15 protein-coding genes are annotated in these 15,007 nt (G+C 49.4%); 8 read left to right on the top strand and 7 right to left on the bottom strand.

Translation table 11 applies throughout. From position 1 onward, the window contains the following. Positions 1-38: 38 nt before the first annotated feature. The 3 genes from DP_RS02210 to DP_RS02220 are packed head-to-tail and all read left to right on the top strand — an operon-like array spanning position 39 to position 2,851. Complete coding sequence (locus DP_RS02210) at positions 39-1,076, top strand: TRAP transporter substrate-binding protein (protein ID WP_011187689.1); 1,038 nt, start codon at positions 39-41, stop codon at positions 1,074-1,076. Next, complete coding sequence (locus tag DP_RS02215; RefSeq protein WP_011187690.1) at positions 1,073-1,576, top strand: TRAP transporter small permease; 504 nt, start codon at positions 1,073-1,075, stop codon at positions 1,574-1,576. Before DP_RS02210 ends, DP_RS02215 begins: the two co-directional genes overlap by 4 nt. A gap of 12 nt (positions 1,577-1,588) precedes the next feature. Then, on the top strand, positions 1,589-2,851 hold the full coding sequence (locus DP_RS02220; RefSeq protein WP_011187691.1) for a TRAP transporter large permease: 1,263 nt from the start codon (positions 1,589-1,591) through the stop codon (positions 2,849-2,851). A gap of 317 nt (positions 2,852-3,168) precedes the next feature. Here DP_RS02220 and DP_RS02225 read toward each other — a convergent pair whose 3' ends face one another. From DP_RS02225 to hpt, 3 genes are all read right to left on the bottom strand, one after another. Beyond that, the gene (locus DP_RS02225; protein WP_041277522.1) at positions 3,169-3,600 is read right to left on the bottom strand and encodes a PACE efflux transporter; all 432 of its coding nucleotides are present in this window, start codon (positions 3,598-3,600) and stop codon (positions 3,169-3,171) included. A gap of 38 nt (positions 3,601-3,638) precedes the next feature. Then, a complete protein-coding gene (locus tag DP_RS02230) occupies positions 3,639-4,193 on the bottom strand; it encodes a DUF4136 domain-containing protein (protein WP_041277523.1) in 555 nt (184 codons plus the stop codon). Between the two features lie 216 nt (positions 4,194-4,409). Beyond that, positions 4,410-4,943, bottom strand: a complete 534-nt coding sequence (gene hpt / locus DP_RS02235) for a hypoxanthine phosphoribosyltransferase (RefSeq protein WP_011187694.1) — start codon at positions 4,941-4,943, stop codon at positions 4,410-4,412. A gap of 463 nt (positions 4,944-5,406) precedes the next feature. Between hpt and DP_RS02240 the strand changes: the two genes are divergently transcribed. Genes DP_RS02240 through DP_RS02250 form a run of 3 tightly spaced genes read left to right on the top strand, consistent with a single transcriptional unit; the run spans position 5,407 to position 8,518 of the window. Next, positions 5,407-6,798 (top strand): aspartate kinase, encoded by a 1,392-nt coding sequence (locus tag DP_RS02240; protein ID WP_041278220.1) that lies wholly within the window; start codon positions 5,407-5,409, stop codon positions 6,796-6,798. Positions 6,799-6,816: 18 nt separating this feature from the next. After that, positions 6,817-7,524: an N-acyl homoserine lactonase family protein gene (locus DP_RS02245; RefSeq protein WP_011187697.1), complete on the top strand. Its 708-nt coding sequence runs from the start codon at positions 6,817-6,819 to the stop codon at positions 7,522-7,524. Between the two features lies 1 nt (position 7,525). Next, a complete protein-coding gene (locus DP_RS02250; RefSeq protein WP_011187698.1) occupies positions 7,526-8,518 on the top strand; it encodes a YheT family hydrolase in 993 nt (330 codons plus the stop codon). Here the strand turns inward: DP_RS02250 and DP_RS02255 are convergent. The 4 genes from DP_RS02255 to modA form a co-directional block, all read right to left on the bottom strand. Continuing rightward, complete coding sequence (locus tag DP_RS02255; protein WP_011187699.1) at positions 8,469-9,695, bottom strand: M20 family metallopeptidase; 1,227 nt, start codon at positions 9,693-9,695, stop codon at positions 8,469-8,471. The genes DP_RS02250 and DP_RS02255 overlap by 50 nt on opposite strands. Before the next feature lie 95 nt (positions 9,696-9,790). Then, positions 9,791-10,834 (bottom strand): molybdenum ABC transporter ATP-binding protein, encoded by a 1,044-nt coding sequence (gene modC / locus DP_RS02260; protein WP_011187700.1) that lies wholly within the window; start codon positions 10,832-10,834, stop codon positions 9,791-9,793. Beyond that, positions 10,831-11,514 (bottom strand): molybdate ABC transporter permease subunit, encoded by a 684-nt coding sequence (modB, locus tag DP_RS02265; RefSeq protein ID WP_011187701.1) that lies wholly within the window; start codon positions 11,512-11,514, stop codon positions 10,831-10,833. Before modB ends, modC begins: the two co-directional genes overlap by 4 nt. Then, the gene (modA, locus tag DP_RS02270) at positions 11,511-12,266 is read right to left on the bottom strand and encodes a molybdate ABC transporter substrate-binding protein (protein ID WP_011187702.1); all 756 of its coding nucleotides are present in this window, start codon (positions 12,264-12,266) and stop codon (positions 11,511-11,513) included. Before modA ends, modB begins: the two co-directional genes overlap by 4 nt. 384 nt (positions 12,267-12,650) lie before the next feature. Between modA and DP_RS02275 the strand changes: the two genes are divergently transcribed. Together DP_RS02275 and DP_RS02280 are read left to right on the top strand one after the other, a co-directional pair. Further along, complete coding sequence (locus DP_RS02275) at positions 12,651-14,228, top strand: NAD(P)/FAD-dependent oxidoreductase (RefSeq protein WP_011187703.1); 1,578 nt, start codon at positions 12,651-12,653, stop codon at positions 14,226-14,228. A 49-nt stretch (positions 14,229-14,277) separates the two neighbouring features. Further along, positions 14,278-14,970, top strand: coding sequence for a pseudouridine synthase (locus DP_RS02280; RefSeq protein ID WP_011187704.1), 693 nt, complete (start codon positions 14,278-14,280; stop codon positions 14,968-14,970). Positions 14,971-15,007 lie beyond the last annotated feature (37 nt).

The raw sequence follows: 15,007 nt of genomic DNA on the forward strand, positions 1-15,007 counted from the left end.
TCCCATAATTCAGCTCAGCTCAGCTAAGGACCAGGATCATGCATCCCAAGATTCACTCCCATCTCTACACGGCCCTCTTTATCTTCGCTCTCATCCTCAGCACCACCTTGGGAGTCAGTGAAGGGCAGGCACGGGCAAAATATTCATTCAAAATAGGCAGCCTCGCCCCCGAGGGTTCCATCTGGATCACCCAGTTCAGGGCCTTTGCCAAGGAAGTAACAGAAAAGACAGATGGAGAGGTAGGCTTTCGCATCTATCCCGGTGGCATCATGGGAGACGATCAGGCCATGTACCGTAAAATACGGGTGGGTCAGCTACACGGTGGTGGATTTACCATGAGCGGTATCGCCGATATTGTCCCTGATTTTCGAATCATGGCAATCCCCTTCCTCTTCAACTCATACGCCGAAATCGACCATGTACGAAAGGGCCTCCGTCCCATGTTTGAGGAACGATTTGCCAACAAGGGCTTACGCTTTTTGGCCTTCACCGAAGTCGGCTTTGTCTACGCCATGTCCAAGGCCAGAATCAGCACCTTTGCTGAGCTCAAGGCCACCAAAAACTGGACACCTTCAGGCGACCGCCTCTCCACCGGCTTCCTTAAGACAGCAGGAATCACCCCCATCCAACTCTCCCTGCCCGACGTCCTCTCCTCACTACAGACAGGAATGATTGACACCGTATATAACTCCCTCTATGGTTCCATTGTCCTCCAATGGTTTACCTCCATAAAGTATATCAATACCGTTCCATCCGGATACGCCTATGGCACGATCCTCCTTGATGACAAGTTCTTCAATAAACTGCCGAAAAACTATCAAGAGATCGTCAACCAAACTGCCAGAAAATACTTTCCACCTCTTATTGCTAAAACTCGCACGACGAATGCAGAGTCCAAAACCGTCCTTGAAGAGAAGGGCATCTCTTTTCTTGAACCGGAAGCGGCAATGACAGAAAAGTTATCAAGCTACCAACAGGAAGTGATTAACAACAGCATAGGAAAACTCTTTTCCGTCGAGGCCTATGACAAAATGGCACAACTCCTGAAAGAGCATCGTAGTGGAGCTGCTGAGTGAAAGAAGCGGATAAAGCTGAGATGAGCAGGCTGGGCAAAATCGCTGACAGATCAGGAGAGATTGCCCTGACAATCCTGCTCAGCACCATGCTAGTGCTTTCCTGCGGGCAAATATTTATGAGGGCAGCCACCGGTGGCAGCATGCTGTGGATTGACCCACTACTGCGCTATCTGGTGCTCTGGAGTGGTCTCTTCGGGGCCGTTATGGCTACCCTGCGGGGCAAGCATATCGCCATCGATATGGCAAGCCTCATCCTGCCCAAGCAGATGCAAAAATTTATCAACCTACTGGTTCTTATATTTTCAACCCTGACAACAGCGGCACTCACCTGGGCTGCTATCCGTTTTCTGGGCAGTGAAATTGAATTTGGCGGGCCCGGCCTGATGGGCTTGCCCTCCTGGCAGTGGTCCCTCGTTTTCCCCGTAGCCTTTGCCCTTATGACCATCATCTACCTGGTACAGACCTGCAAAACCATCTGCCGACTGTGGCACTCCTTCTAGCCAAGACCTCCCATGACCATTGCCAAAATAATAACTCTTGGGCTCGCACTGCTGGGCACCCCTCTCTTTCTGGTTATTGCCGCCCTTGCCCTCATCTCTTTCCAGTCGGTGGGCATTGACCTCTCGGTGGTCATCATTGAGATGTCACGCCTTGCTGACACCCCAATGCTGGTCTCCCTGCCCCTCTTTATCTTTGCCGGCAGCCTCCTCTCGGAGAGCGGAGCCCCCAAGAGAATGCTCACCTTTTCCCGGGTTTTTCTCGGCTGGATGCCGGGTGGCATGGCAGTTATCACCCTGGTGGTCTGTGCCATCTTCACCGCATTTACCGGGGCCTCAGGAGTTACCATTTTTGCCCTTGGCGGCCTGCTCTTACCGGCACTGCTAGAAGACGGCTACGAAGACCGTTTCTCCACGGGACTGATAACCTCATCGGGAAGCCTCGGCCTGCTCTTTCCACCGAGCCTGCCCCTGATCCTCTACGGCGTTATATCTGGATCCCGGATTGATCATCTCTTTCTGGCAGGGATTCTCCCAGGCCTGGTAATGCTCCTCCTCCTCATTGCTTACTCCATTGCCAAGAGCCCCAAACAGAAAGAACGCGTTCGTTATAACGGCAAGGAAAAGCTGGCTGGCTTGAAGGAAATTGGCTGGGAGTTGCCCCTACCCATCATCATTTTGGGTGGCATTTACGGCGGTTTTTTTGTGGCGGGTGAAGCGGCTGCGATTACAGCCTGCTATGTACTGGTGGTCGAGGTATTTATTCTCCGGGATATTTCTCTCAGGAAACTTCCTGCAATTATGGCCCAGTCCATGGTGCTTTTCGGGGGCATCCTCGTCATCCTGGCCGCCTCCATGGCTTCAACAAACTTTTTGGTGGATCAGGAGGTACCGGCACGGCTCTTTGAAACAATCAGCAACTATATTGATTCGAAGTACACCTTCCTTCTCCTCCTCAACATCTTCCTCCTGATCGTTGGGGCAATGCTCGATATTTTTTCTGCCCTGGTACTGGTGGTACCGCTGATCCTGCCCATTGCCACGGCATATCAGATAGACCCAATTCACTTAGGAATTATCTTTCTTACCAACCTGCAGATAGGCTATTGCACCCCACCTGTGGGTCTCAACCTCTTTCTCGCCTCATACCGTTTCAACAAACCCATTACTGAGCTTTATCGAGCCACCCTGCCCTACCTTGGACTTCTGCTCATCACCCTGGCAATCATCACCTATATACCATGGTTGAGTACGGTTTTAATATCGATCTGGGGCTAACTACCAGCTATCAGCTATCAGCTATCAGCGAAAAACAGTTAACCACAGAGAACACAGAGAACACAGAGAACACAGAGAACATTAATTTAAAAAATCTTTACTGGTTGGGAAGAAATAGCCCATCTGGTCTCATTTCAGGAAACCGACCTTGGCTGGTATCTCCCCATTGACACGAAGCTGAGCACTGGAGAGACTTACAAAGGTAGATTTTGAGCTGTTTGAACAAATCGTAAGGCAGTTAACCACTGCTCAGAAGGAATTAATTTAAAAAACCTTAATTAGCTGGGAAGTGGGCCATCCGTTCTCACTGTACAGGATCAGCCAGCCAGCTGGACATCCCCATAGGGAAAGATACGATCATAACACCAGTTATAGAGATAGGCATAGAAAAGATAGAAAACAACAAAACCAATATCAGTCATAAGCGCCTGGGACAGAGAGAGGTCAAACCACCACATGATGCCGGGAATGGTCACCGTCAACAGGCCAAACTCAAATAAGATGGCATGCAGGGCCCGCAAAACCGGTGGACGATTAGTCAGAGACCTGCCCATTCGCACCAGAAGGTGGTCGAATCCCATATTGTACAACCAGTTCCAAAACATGGCGAGCATACTTACACTTACGGCAAAGATACCCGTTGTTTTAAAATTGCTTGTCAAAATAAACGCCGCCAAGGGCGCCGAAAAAATCACTCCAAAAACTTCAAAAAGAACCGTATGACGTATTCTATCAAACTGACTTCTCACGATCACCCCTTACAAAACTGCATTATCAATAAAAATAACTATCTAGGCGGGAAATTATCTAAAATTTTCTCCACCTCATCTCGTATCTCACGGCTTAACTTCTCCGGTTGATCGTCATAGAGAAAAATCCTCTTACGCCCCTTACCACACCAAACCAACTTACCGGTAACAGGGTCTACCACATCAAGCACTAAAACACCTAAATCATATTTCTCTACCCGGGCAGCAGAATCGGCCTCTGCCCCACCATAATTACCATAACTGCCAAAGGAAAAACCTCCTCCAGTACTGGTAGAATCCGGCTCAACCACCTGCTTTTTATGGTAAGCATAGGAGATAATAAAATCCGGCTGAGATCCATTCAAAGAAAAGCCCTTAGAGGAAAGAACAGCATTCATAGAAGCCGCAATACGACTGTCTATTAACGAGTTATCCACCTGCCTGCCATCGTCAGCCTTAACCTCTTGTTTCCTAATCTTATAAGAGTGAAGACTGGAGAAATCATACCGGGGATTATAATCACGATTGCCCCACAAAGAAGAACAGCCTGCTAACAAACTAACAACGGCCAACAAAACGGTTAATTTCCTCATGCTTCCTCCATAAGACAAATTTGCCCACATTTTTTAAAACTCTTCCTAGTCCATTATAATCAGGGCAGAAGTGGCTTGTAAAATAATAAAAAAGCAGCCTCAGGCTCGCCGAGGCAAAAACAGCTCTAAAAGAGGGCGACAGAGGGGATGGGGACAGACTGGCAGAAAGGGGCTTTTTACAAAAAAAGGCGGTGCCTTTTAGGGCACCGCCTTTTTTTATACCTTTAAGATACCAACATAGGGCAAATTACGATACTTTTGAGCATAGTCAAGGCCATAACCAATAACAAACTCATCGGGAATTTCCTTCCCACAGAAATCCACTGGAACCTCGATTTCCCGTCGGGATGGCTTGCTCAAAAAAGAACAGACCTTAAGAGAGCGGGGCGATCTGTTTTCAAGCATGGTAAGTACCTTGCTAAAGGTATTGCCGGTATCGACAATATCCTCTACCACCAGGACATCACGGCCCTCGATAGAGGTATTAAGATCCATAACAACCTTTACATCACGGGTACTTACAGTGCCGTCCCCGTAACTGGAAACAGCCATAAAGTCAGCCACAAGAGGCGTTTCAATAGCCCGAACAAGATCGGCCATAAAGACAAAAGATCCACGTAACAAACCAATAACAACAAGGTCCTCGCTAATCCCCTTATACTCCTCACTCACCTCTTTGCCAAGACGGCTGACAATTCCTGCCACCTCTTCCTGGCTAATCATTACTTCTATGTTTTCAAATTGATGCATATTTTCTCCCTATATTCGCTATAATCGGCACAAAAACTGGACCGAACAATTGTATAAAAACCCTATTTTAAGCAGGCTGCGCCCTTTATAGCCAATAAGTTCCGGAGCCACAATAGGCAGATTTTTTTTTTAGCCTTTCCGGGCTCATCCACTAAAACAAAATAGCGGGAGGAAATATCCCCAGGGGGCAAAGAAGCCCCTCCCACAAAGCAAAACAATGCCTGAAGCGGGCAAAAACAGATACCTCTACGATATCGGCACATCCAGATAATTTGATTGCTATTGACCATCTGATGATTTAGAATAGCAGGTTCCGCAAAATAACAATTACCCTATTTTTCAGACAATTTGATACTTCGAAAACAACTCTTTTCTTTGCGGAAAACTGTTTCACCCTGAAAAGAAAATCGATCCAAAAGACATACAATTATCGAAGTAGAAAAAGATCTTGATGGTGAGAATAATGAAGCCTCTTCGCATAGAAAAAATCGGTGGCACCACAATGTCACGATTTGGGGAAGTCCTCGACAACGTCATTTTTTATGATTCTGAAGATATTTTCAACAGAATCTATGTTGTCTCTGCCTATTCAGGCGTCACAAATGCCCTCCTTGAACACAAAAAAACTCACCAGCCCGGGATCTACCAGACCTTTGTCCAGAATGAAGCCTGCGACATGGCCATGGAACGCCTCAAGACAACTCTTTGCGAAATCAACAGAGGCTTTGCCGATATCGGCCTTGACCTCGAAGTTGCGAACAATTTCATCTGCAAACGTATCCAGGATGCCGTTGAAGTACTGCACAGCATGGCCAATGTCCTCTCCTCCGGCTATGTAAACCGTAGCGAGATGCTCCTGGCTGCCCGCGAACTCCTCGCCTCCATCGGCGAAATGCACAGCGCCTTCAACTCGGCGAACATACTGCAGAACCGGGGTTATAAGGCCTCATACGTTGATCTCAGCGGTTGGCAGGATAGTCGAGACATGACCATCGACCAACGGATTCTGGAAACATTTACCAAATTTGATCCCTCCGACACCATCTGTATCGCCACCGGCTACGCCAAGGGCCGTGAAGGCATTATGCGAGAATTTGACCGAGGCTATTCCGAGGTCACCTTCTCAAAAATTGCCGTCCTGCTCAAGGCATCTGAGGCAATTATCCACAAAGAGTACCATCTCTGCTCCGGAGACCCTCTGATCATCGGTGAAGACAAGGTGCACCCCATCTGCAACACCAACTATGACGTTGCCGATCAACTCGCCGATGTGGGCATGGAGGCAATTCATCCAAAGGCCTCAAAACAAATTGAAATCGCAGGCATTTCAATTAGGATCAAGAACTCCTTTGACCCAAGCCATAGCGGCACCCTGTTCACCAAAGAGTATATCTGCCCACAATCTAAGACCGAAGTTATTACCGGTTCAGACAAGGTTACCTGCCTCGAAGTCCATGACACCCGTATGGTTGGCGAGGTCGGTTTTGATATGAAAATCATGGAAGTTCTCTCCGCCCATCAGGTATCCTATATAAACAAGGCGACCAATGCCAACACCATTGGGGTCATCGTCTACGATAACGACTGCACAGAGGAGCTGTTACGGGATCTGCGGGCTGAATTTGAATTAGTCACCGACATGCACACGGCCATTGTCTGTGCCATCGGCTCTAATATTGCCAAACCCGGAATCCTGGCTAAAGCAACCAACGCCTTGGCCACCTCGCACATTAATATACTGGCCGTCTCCCAAACTTCACGCCAGACAAATATGCAGTTCATTATCAATCGTGAACACTTCAAAGAGGCCCAGCGCGTACTACATGCGGCCCTCTGCGAAGAGGGCGAATCCTAAAAACCAAGGAGGTACACAATGCAATATTCCATCACCCCGCTACTCACCGGTGTCCGTAATCCTGATCAGGGAATCATGACCTACCAACAGGGCTACGGGACACGAATCTGGCTACCGGTATGGTCTTTTCTCCTCCAGAACGAGGAGCATAATATACTGGTAGATACAGGCCTTGATGAGAATGAGCTCTTTGTACCGCCACAGTTCACCGCCGACACTGGCCTCGAAGCACACTCACTTATCGACTGTCTGGCCCTGGAAGGCCTGACAGCAGCGGACATTGATACCATTATCAATACCCACCTGCACGATGACCACTGTGGCAACAACAGCCTCTTTCCCCATGCGCAGTTCTATGCCCACAAAACGGAAATAGCCTTCTGCCACAATCCCCACCCACTTGATCACCGCTACGACGACTACTTCATCGAAGATATCACCTTTAACGAGGTTACAGAGGACAGGGAGATTGTACCCGGAGTGCGAGTAATCCACTCCCCCGGACATACCCTCGGTTGCCTCTCCGTTGAAGTGGACAGCCTGGCGGGTCCTGCCATCATCACCGGATTTTGCTGTAATAACAAAAATTTTCCGATAAATGGCCCTGCTGTCTGTCCCGGTGTCCACCTTGATGCCCGAGCGGCATGGGACTCTATTCAAAAAATAAAGGCCAGAAAGACACACATTCTGCCCATGCACGAAATCAGCCTGGAGAGAATCTCCTGATATGAACAGGCCCTACCTGCCGCCTCTGTGGCTACGCAATGGCCACATACAATCCATCTATGCCTCGCTGAGCAGGCCTCGTTATCGCTTAAATTACCAACGAGAACGAATTGACACACCTGACAATGACTTTCTTGACCTCGACTGGTCTTTATGCGGAGAGAACAGAAGCAGAGATCTGATCATCCTCTCCCACGGCCTTGAGGGCCACACCAGACGCAACTATATAACAGGCATGGCGGGTTGCTTGAACAAGGCGGGAATAGACTCCCTCTCCTGGAACTACCGAGGCTGTAGTGGCGAGCCCAACAGACAACTGCGGATGTACCACAATGGCGTAATTGATGACCTCGACCTCGTTGTTCGTCATGGCATAGGGGCGGGATATAAAAACATCTTCCTTATTGGCTTTAGCCTCGGTGGCAATCTTACCCTCCTCTATCTGGGCAAGACGGGAAAGGGGTTAGCAAAAGAGATACGAGGGGCAGTGGCCTTCTCTGTCCCCTGCGATCTGGCCGGGGCAGCAGAAGAGATCAGTAAACCCAAAAACGCCATTTACATGAGGCGTTTCCTCAAAGACCTACACACAAAAGTTAAGGCCAAGCAAGACCTCTTCCCCACGAAGATCAACGACCACGGTTATGGCAGAATAAAAAACTTCAAAGAATTTGATGACTGCTACACGGCCCCCATTCACGGTTTTAAAAATGCAGAGGATTATTGGCAGAAATGTAGCTGCCTGCCATGGCTAGACAAGATAAAGCTCCCCTGTATGATGGTCAACAGTCTCGACGACCCCTTCCTCAGCAAGAGCTGTTACCCTGTAGAGATAGCCCGTCAGACAAAACAGCTCCACCTTATCAGGCCACGATACGGTGGCCATGTGGGTTTTGTCGCCCTGAACAGGGAAAAGGAGTACTGGTCTGAGGCAATCACCAAGAGTTTCATCCGCTCAACCCTCGATCAGCATCATCTGCCAGATCAGCCTGAATAAGCCCCCCGGGACGCAGAAGGGACAAGGCTGTCTGGGCAAGATAGGCCGCTCCTATGGGCAGGGCGTCCTCATCAAGGATCATATGGGGGCTATGGAGCGGAGCCGTCCCACTCTCCGGCGGCATTGTTCCCAACAGGGCCAAACAGGAGGGTACCTCTCCTGCGATAAAGGAGAAATCTTCTGCGCCCATACAGGGTTCTACCTCCAGCAGGGCCTCTTCACCAAGGATCTCCACCACAGCATCTCGGGCAAGCTGGACCACCATCTCACTGTTTTCGGTAAGCGGAATAGAGTCTAACAGACTAAAGGAGATAGAGGTCTGATACAGACCGGCCAAGGCATCGCATCTCTGCTCAACAAGAGCACGTACTCTACCCTGCAGGGCTGAATTAAGGGCACGAATTGTCCCCGTCAGCCGGACATTATCGGCAATGATATTGGCGGCCTTTCCCCCTTCAATGGTACAGATGCTGAGCACTGCCACCTCAAAGGGGCTAACCTGCCTTGAAACAACTGTCTGTAGGCCCAGGACCAGCTCCGAGGCAATAAGAATGGCATCGATACCTTCCTGGGGAGAGGCTCCCGCATGGGCAGCCCGGCCCCGGACGACGATTTCAAAAATATCTGATGCGGCCATCACTGCCCCGGAGTTGAGAGCAATGGTTCCACTGGTCAGAGTAGGGACCTGATGCAGGGCAAGAGCGGCATCAACACCGGCAAGAACCCCTTCCCCTATCATCCTCCTAGCCCCGGAAAAGCCATCCGGATCATCATAACAGCCCTCTTCTGCAGGCTGAAAGAGCAGGCGCACCCGCCCCGAAAATGATTCATTTCGAAGCAGGGAGGCAGCGCCAAGGACCATGGCCACATGGGCATCATGACCACAGGCATGCATACACCCCTCAATTTGAGAGGAAAATGACAGACCCGTCTCCTCTGCAATGGGCAGGGCATCCATATCGGCTCGAAGCAAAACCCTTGCTCCCCCGCCAGGACCAAATTCTGCCACAATCCCCGTACCACCAAGACCGGAACGAAATTCTATACCCAAATCCCTAAGCATTCCACCGATCAACTCTGCTGTTTTATGCTCCTGATAACCAAGCTCTGGATAACGGTGAATCTGCCTACGTACCCCTATAATAAAGTCCCTTATAGCCTCTGCCTTTTGTCGCATCGCTCCCCCCTCTTACCTTTTAAGTGTAGGCCTTATACTAGCAAAAGAGAGAGAACAGAGCAAAAAATAGTCAACTTTTTGAGAGGAGAGGGCAATCAGCCAACAATTTCGACATGGTTTATCTGCACATAGAGCTCACTGCCAAATTGCAATCCGACAGAGACCTTCTCGGCCACCTCGGAGTACAGAGATAGGTCTCCCACCTGCAGACAGATCAGACAGAGACCAGGCAAAGATGGACGCAACTCGACCACCCGGGCAGGAAAGGCATTAAGGACACTCCCCTCACCAGGCTTCTGAAAACAGAGAAGAACATCACGGGCCAACACCTGCAAACGCAGCTCTCGCCCCTCAGCCAGACCTTGGTGGGGCAGAGTAAAAATACCAGCCGCCGAGGAGAAGAGACAGAGACCCGGCTCAGAAGAGTGAAGAACATGGACAGGAAAAACATTACGATACCCCCCTGAGGAGGGGTAGAGCAGATGAGACAGCTCCTGCATAGGCCCATTGGCCTGTAGTCGCCCCTCATCCAAAATAAGAAGGTGATCGGCAAGGCGCATAACCTCATCGGCTGAATGACTGACATAGAGGACAGGAATCTCCAGCTGGCGATGAAGAGACTGAAGATAGGGAATGATCTCCTGCTTATGAGCCATATCCAGGGCAGCAAGAGGTTCGTCCATAAGAAGCATGGTAGGACGTGCAGCCAGGGCCCGGGCAATGCCCACCCGCTGCTGTTCACCGCCCGAAAGACCCGCGATACTTCGGTCGAGGAGATGCCCTATCTGTAATAGTTCAACTGCCTGATGCAGGGTCTGCCGATCAGCCCTGCGACGCCTCAGCCCATACTCTACATTACGACGCACAGAGAGATGTGGAAAGAGACGTGGCTCCTGAAAAACATAGCCAATGGATCGTTTATGGGCCGGGACAAAGGAGTCTCTGTCCTGCCAGAGAAGATTCCCCACCTGAAGAAAACCAGACTCAAAACGCTCCAGACCGGCGATAGCACGAAGCAGAGTTGTCTTGCCACAGCCGGAGGGTCCAACCAGAGCGGTGAGACCTCGGGCAGGAAATTTCAGATCAACATCGAGAGAAAAGCCCTCTCGCTCAACCAGAAATCTGGCTAAAATTGTCATGAGCGGGCCACCGTAAATCGTCGATTAACGGCGTAAACCACGATCAGAAGAGAGAAGGAGAGAAGAAGGAGAAGACCAGACATGATATGTGCCTGAGTATACTCAAGAGATTCGACATGGTCATAAATGGCAATGGAAATCACCTGAGTTGTGCCCGGAATATTACCGCCAATCATCAGAACCACGCCAAACTCCCCCAAGGTATGGGCAAAACCAAGGACGGCAGCAGTTAAGAAACCGGGCCTGGCCAAAGGCACGGCCACAGAAAAAAAACGATCCAGAGGTGACGCGCCCAGGGTAGCAGCCACCTCTAAGGGCTTTCTGCCAACGGCAACAAAGGCATCCTGTAATGGCTGCACCACAAAGGGCATGGAGTAAAAAACAGAACCCACCACCAAGCCGGCAAAGGTGAAGGCCAATGGTTCCCCCCCAAAGTAAACCATTAAAGCACCCAATGGCCCGTGAGCCCCCAGAGCCACCAGAAGATAAAAACCGAGCACAGTGGGGGGCAAGACAAGGGGCAGGGCCACTAACGCTTCCAGCAAAAACTTCCAGCGCCAACGGCTCGTAGCAAGCCACCAGGCGATGGGGGTGCCCACCACCAGTAAGATAACGGTGGTCAGCGAGGCAAGCTTCAGGGTGACGAACAGGGCAGATAAATCATACTCATTAAAGATCATGGACAGGAGTAACCAAAACCTCGAATAATTTTAAGGGCCTCTTCTCCCTTGGCAAATTCAAGGAACTGAGCTGCAACCTTATTGTCCCGGAGAAGAACGGCCTGCTGCTCAATGGGGCTATAAAGAGCTACAGGCACCTTCCATAGAGAACCCTGAAGATCAGCCTTACCACTCTTAAGCTGGGAGAGGGCAATAAAACCAAGCTCGGCATTACCACTCTTAATAAACTGCAGGGCCTGACTGATATTTTCGCCACGGACAAATTTAGGCTGCAATTGCTTCCACAGGCCAAGATTCTCTAACACCTGCTGAGAGGCCTTGCCATAGGGGGCAAGTTTTGGATTGGCAAAGGCCAGATGGTGAAACCGGCCCTCTTTCAAGGCAGTCGCGGAATCATCTAATAACTGCGGATCAGCACTCCAAAGTACCAAGGTACCCATGGCATAGGTAAAGCGAGTTCCAGCAACGGCAAGACCCTCCTCCTCCAGAAGTTTTGGACGTCTGACGTCTGCGGCAAAAAAGGCATCAAAGGGAGCACCGTTTTTGATCTGGGCATAATGTTTACCTGTGGAACCAAAAAGAAGAACGACCTTATGCGAAGTTTTCGCTTGAAAAGAGCTGGCAATTTCTTTTATGGCACCGGTAAAGTTACTGGCCACCGCCACTCGAATTTGTTCTGCCGAGGCAGATCCCGCCACCAGCAGAAAGCTCAGCACGATAATTGAACAAAAAAAACAGACTCCCCTCTTCATAATACTCCTCCCTTCTTTAAACAGCCTAAGGAGGATTTGAGCATAATCCAAAGCAGAAGATGTTCCCTCCCATTTTCTGCAAAAAAACATACAACAACTCATTTACAAAAACAATCCGAATAATAACAAGATAATGAAGCAGCTACATTCTACCAACCACTTTTCATTTAAATGACAGAAAATGACAATAACAGACCATTAAAGGCAAAGTGACCTCTAACAATAAAAGAAAAAAGAAAGAAAAAGATTATTGCCTCCCCTTCTCCGCTCTTACATTATTGACTATAACAATGTATCAATAGGGCTATTGTAAAAAAGAGCAAAAGGCCCTGAAAGCGTAGCCCCCACACACCACCCTAAATATCATTTATCCGAGGATGAGTTTTGCATCTCTTAATCAAGACATTAGTTATTCCCATCGAAAAAGATGGAATGGCAGAATATATAAAAACCATCGCCAAAATAGTAAAAATTAATGAAGACGATATAAGAGTAGTAAAAACCCTGAGCAAGGCCATTGACCTGCGGGATCAAAATCAATTTTATTATAAGCTCTCGCTCGTCATATCCGTCCCTGATCTATTTGAGAACCCAGCCGCCATACCTCTCTATGAAGAGCATCAGGAACCAAAAAAAACGCAGCTTCCAGGAAGAGAGAAACCCATCGTAGTGGGTTTTGGCCCCGCTGGCATGTTTGCGGCCCTGGAACTCATCGAATATGGATTGAAACCTCTTATCTTTGAAAGAGGGGAAAAAATAGAGGTGCGCGCCCTTGACGTCCAGAGATTTATTCGGGAAAAGATTCTCAATCCGGCGTCCAACATCCAATATGGCGAAGGCGGGGCAGGCTCCTTTTCTGACGGCAAGCTCTTTTCAAGAAGAAACAACAATACCGGATACATCAACAAGGTACTGCAGACATTTATCCGCTTTGGTGCCCCGGCAGAGATAGAGTATATGGCCAAGCCCCATCTGGGAACCGATGTGCTCTGCAAGATCGTACGCAATATACGTAATTACATCCTTGAGCGGGGCGGGGAAATACACTACCGCTCGCAGATGACCGATATCATCATAACAGAGGAGAGGGCCGTGGGAATTGTGGTCAACGATGAGAGAGAATATCTCGCATCCACCATATTTATTGCCTCCGGTCACTCTGCCCGCGACACCTACCAGATGATGGCCGACCGGGGCATTGCCCTCGAGCAGCGACCTCTTTCAGTGGGACTAAGGATCGATCACCCCGTGGAGACCATTAATCTCCTCCGCTATGGAAATAAATATAAGGACTTTCCAGGACTCGGGGCCGCCACATATTCCATTAACTACACCAACAGAAAAATCAAAAAAGGTGTCTATACCTTCTGCATGTGCCCGGGTGGCGAGATCGTCAACGCCTCCTCGGAGCCGGGACACTTTGTGGTAAACGGAATGAGCTACTCGCAGAGGTCATCGCCCTACTCCAATGCAGCTCTGGTGGTCAGCTGTCACCCCAGTGACTACCCATCAGCTGATCCACTGGCGGGAATCGAGTTCCAGCGAGCAATTGAAAAAAAGGCCTACCAGGCAGGCAGAGGCACATGGCAGGCACCGGCCCAAAACCTGCTCGACTTTCTCGCCGACAGGCCCTCTACCACCCTCAATCCCAACTCCTTTAAGATGGGGGTGATCCCAGCCAATATGCGCGATATCATGCCCGCCTTTATCATAAGAGAGCTTCTTGCAGCCTTTGCTAAATGGAAGGCAGAAGTGCCCTTGTTTATTTCTGAACAGGCCATACTCTTAGGGGTGGAAACCAGAACATCATCTCCAGTGCGAGTGCAAAGAGATGAGCACTATGAGTCTATAAATATTAAGAACATCTACCCAATCGGCGAAGGATCGGGGCATACGGGTGGTATCACCAGCTCTGCCGCCGATGGCATAAGGGCCGTGCAGAAATTTGCCGCACGGCAGTAATGCCCGGACAACGAATTTTACAAAATATACCTAAAAAGATGGAGCATACATGAGATTACAAAAATTTTTATCTGATATCGGCTACTGTTCACGCGGTCAGGCGGAAGATTTGATCCGCAAAAGAAAGATCATGGTAAATGGCAAGCAGGCAACCCTGGGCGATAAGGTCAGAGGAAATGAAAAGATTGTCATAGAGGGACGCCTGTTGGAAAGAAAAAAAGGACCGGCGAAAAAGGTACTTCTCTTTCACAAGCCCGAGGCCGTAGACTGTTCTCTGGCTCCATCAAAAACCACCAAGACCCTGCTCGACTTTGATTTCGGTACCGACCGTGTTTTCCCCGTTGGCTACCTTGACCAAGCCTCCGAGGGCATACTACTCCTGACCAACGACGGAGAAATCGCGAACAAACTCTCCCTACCGGAGTTTAGGCCAGAGGATGAGTACCTTCTAACCAGCCCAGAAGAAATTGACGCAGAGATGATCGAAAAGCTCACTCAGGCCAGAAAGGCAGAAAAGAACAAATCAGTGGTCGATATTGAGCAAATAGACGCCAAGCACCTGCGAATACTACAGCAGGGCGGCCGCAGTAAGGACATTAAGAAGATGTGTGAGGCTGTTGAACTGGTGATTGAGCAGCTGGTTCGAGTACGGGTGGGTAATATCACTCTGGAAGGACTTGAAAAAGGCATATACATCCCCCTTGATCCTGAACAGCTCAAGCGCCTCCTCAAAAAGCAGTAGCCCCTACCCGAGAAATAGCACAGGCCATAAAATGATG

It is taken from the genome of Desulfotalea psychrophila LSv54, from assembly GCF_000025945.1.
Taxonomy (GTDB): domain Bacteria; phylum Desulfobacterota; class Desulfobulbia; order Desulfobulbales; family Desulfocapsaceae; genus Desulfotalea; species Desulfotalea psychrophila.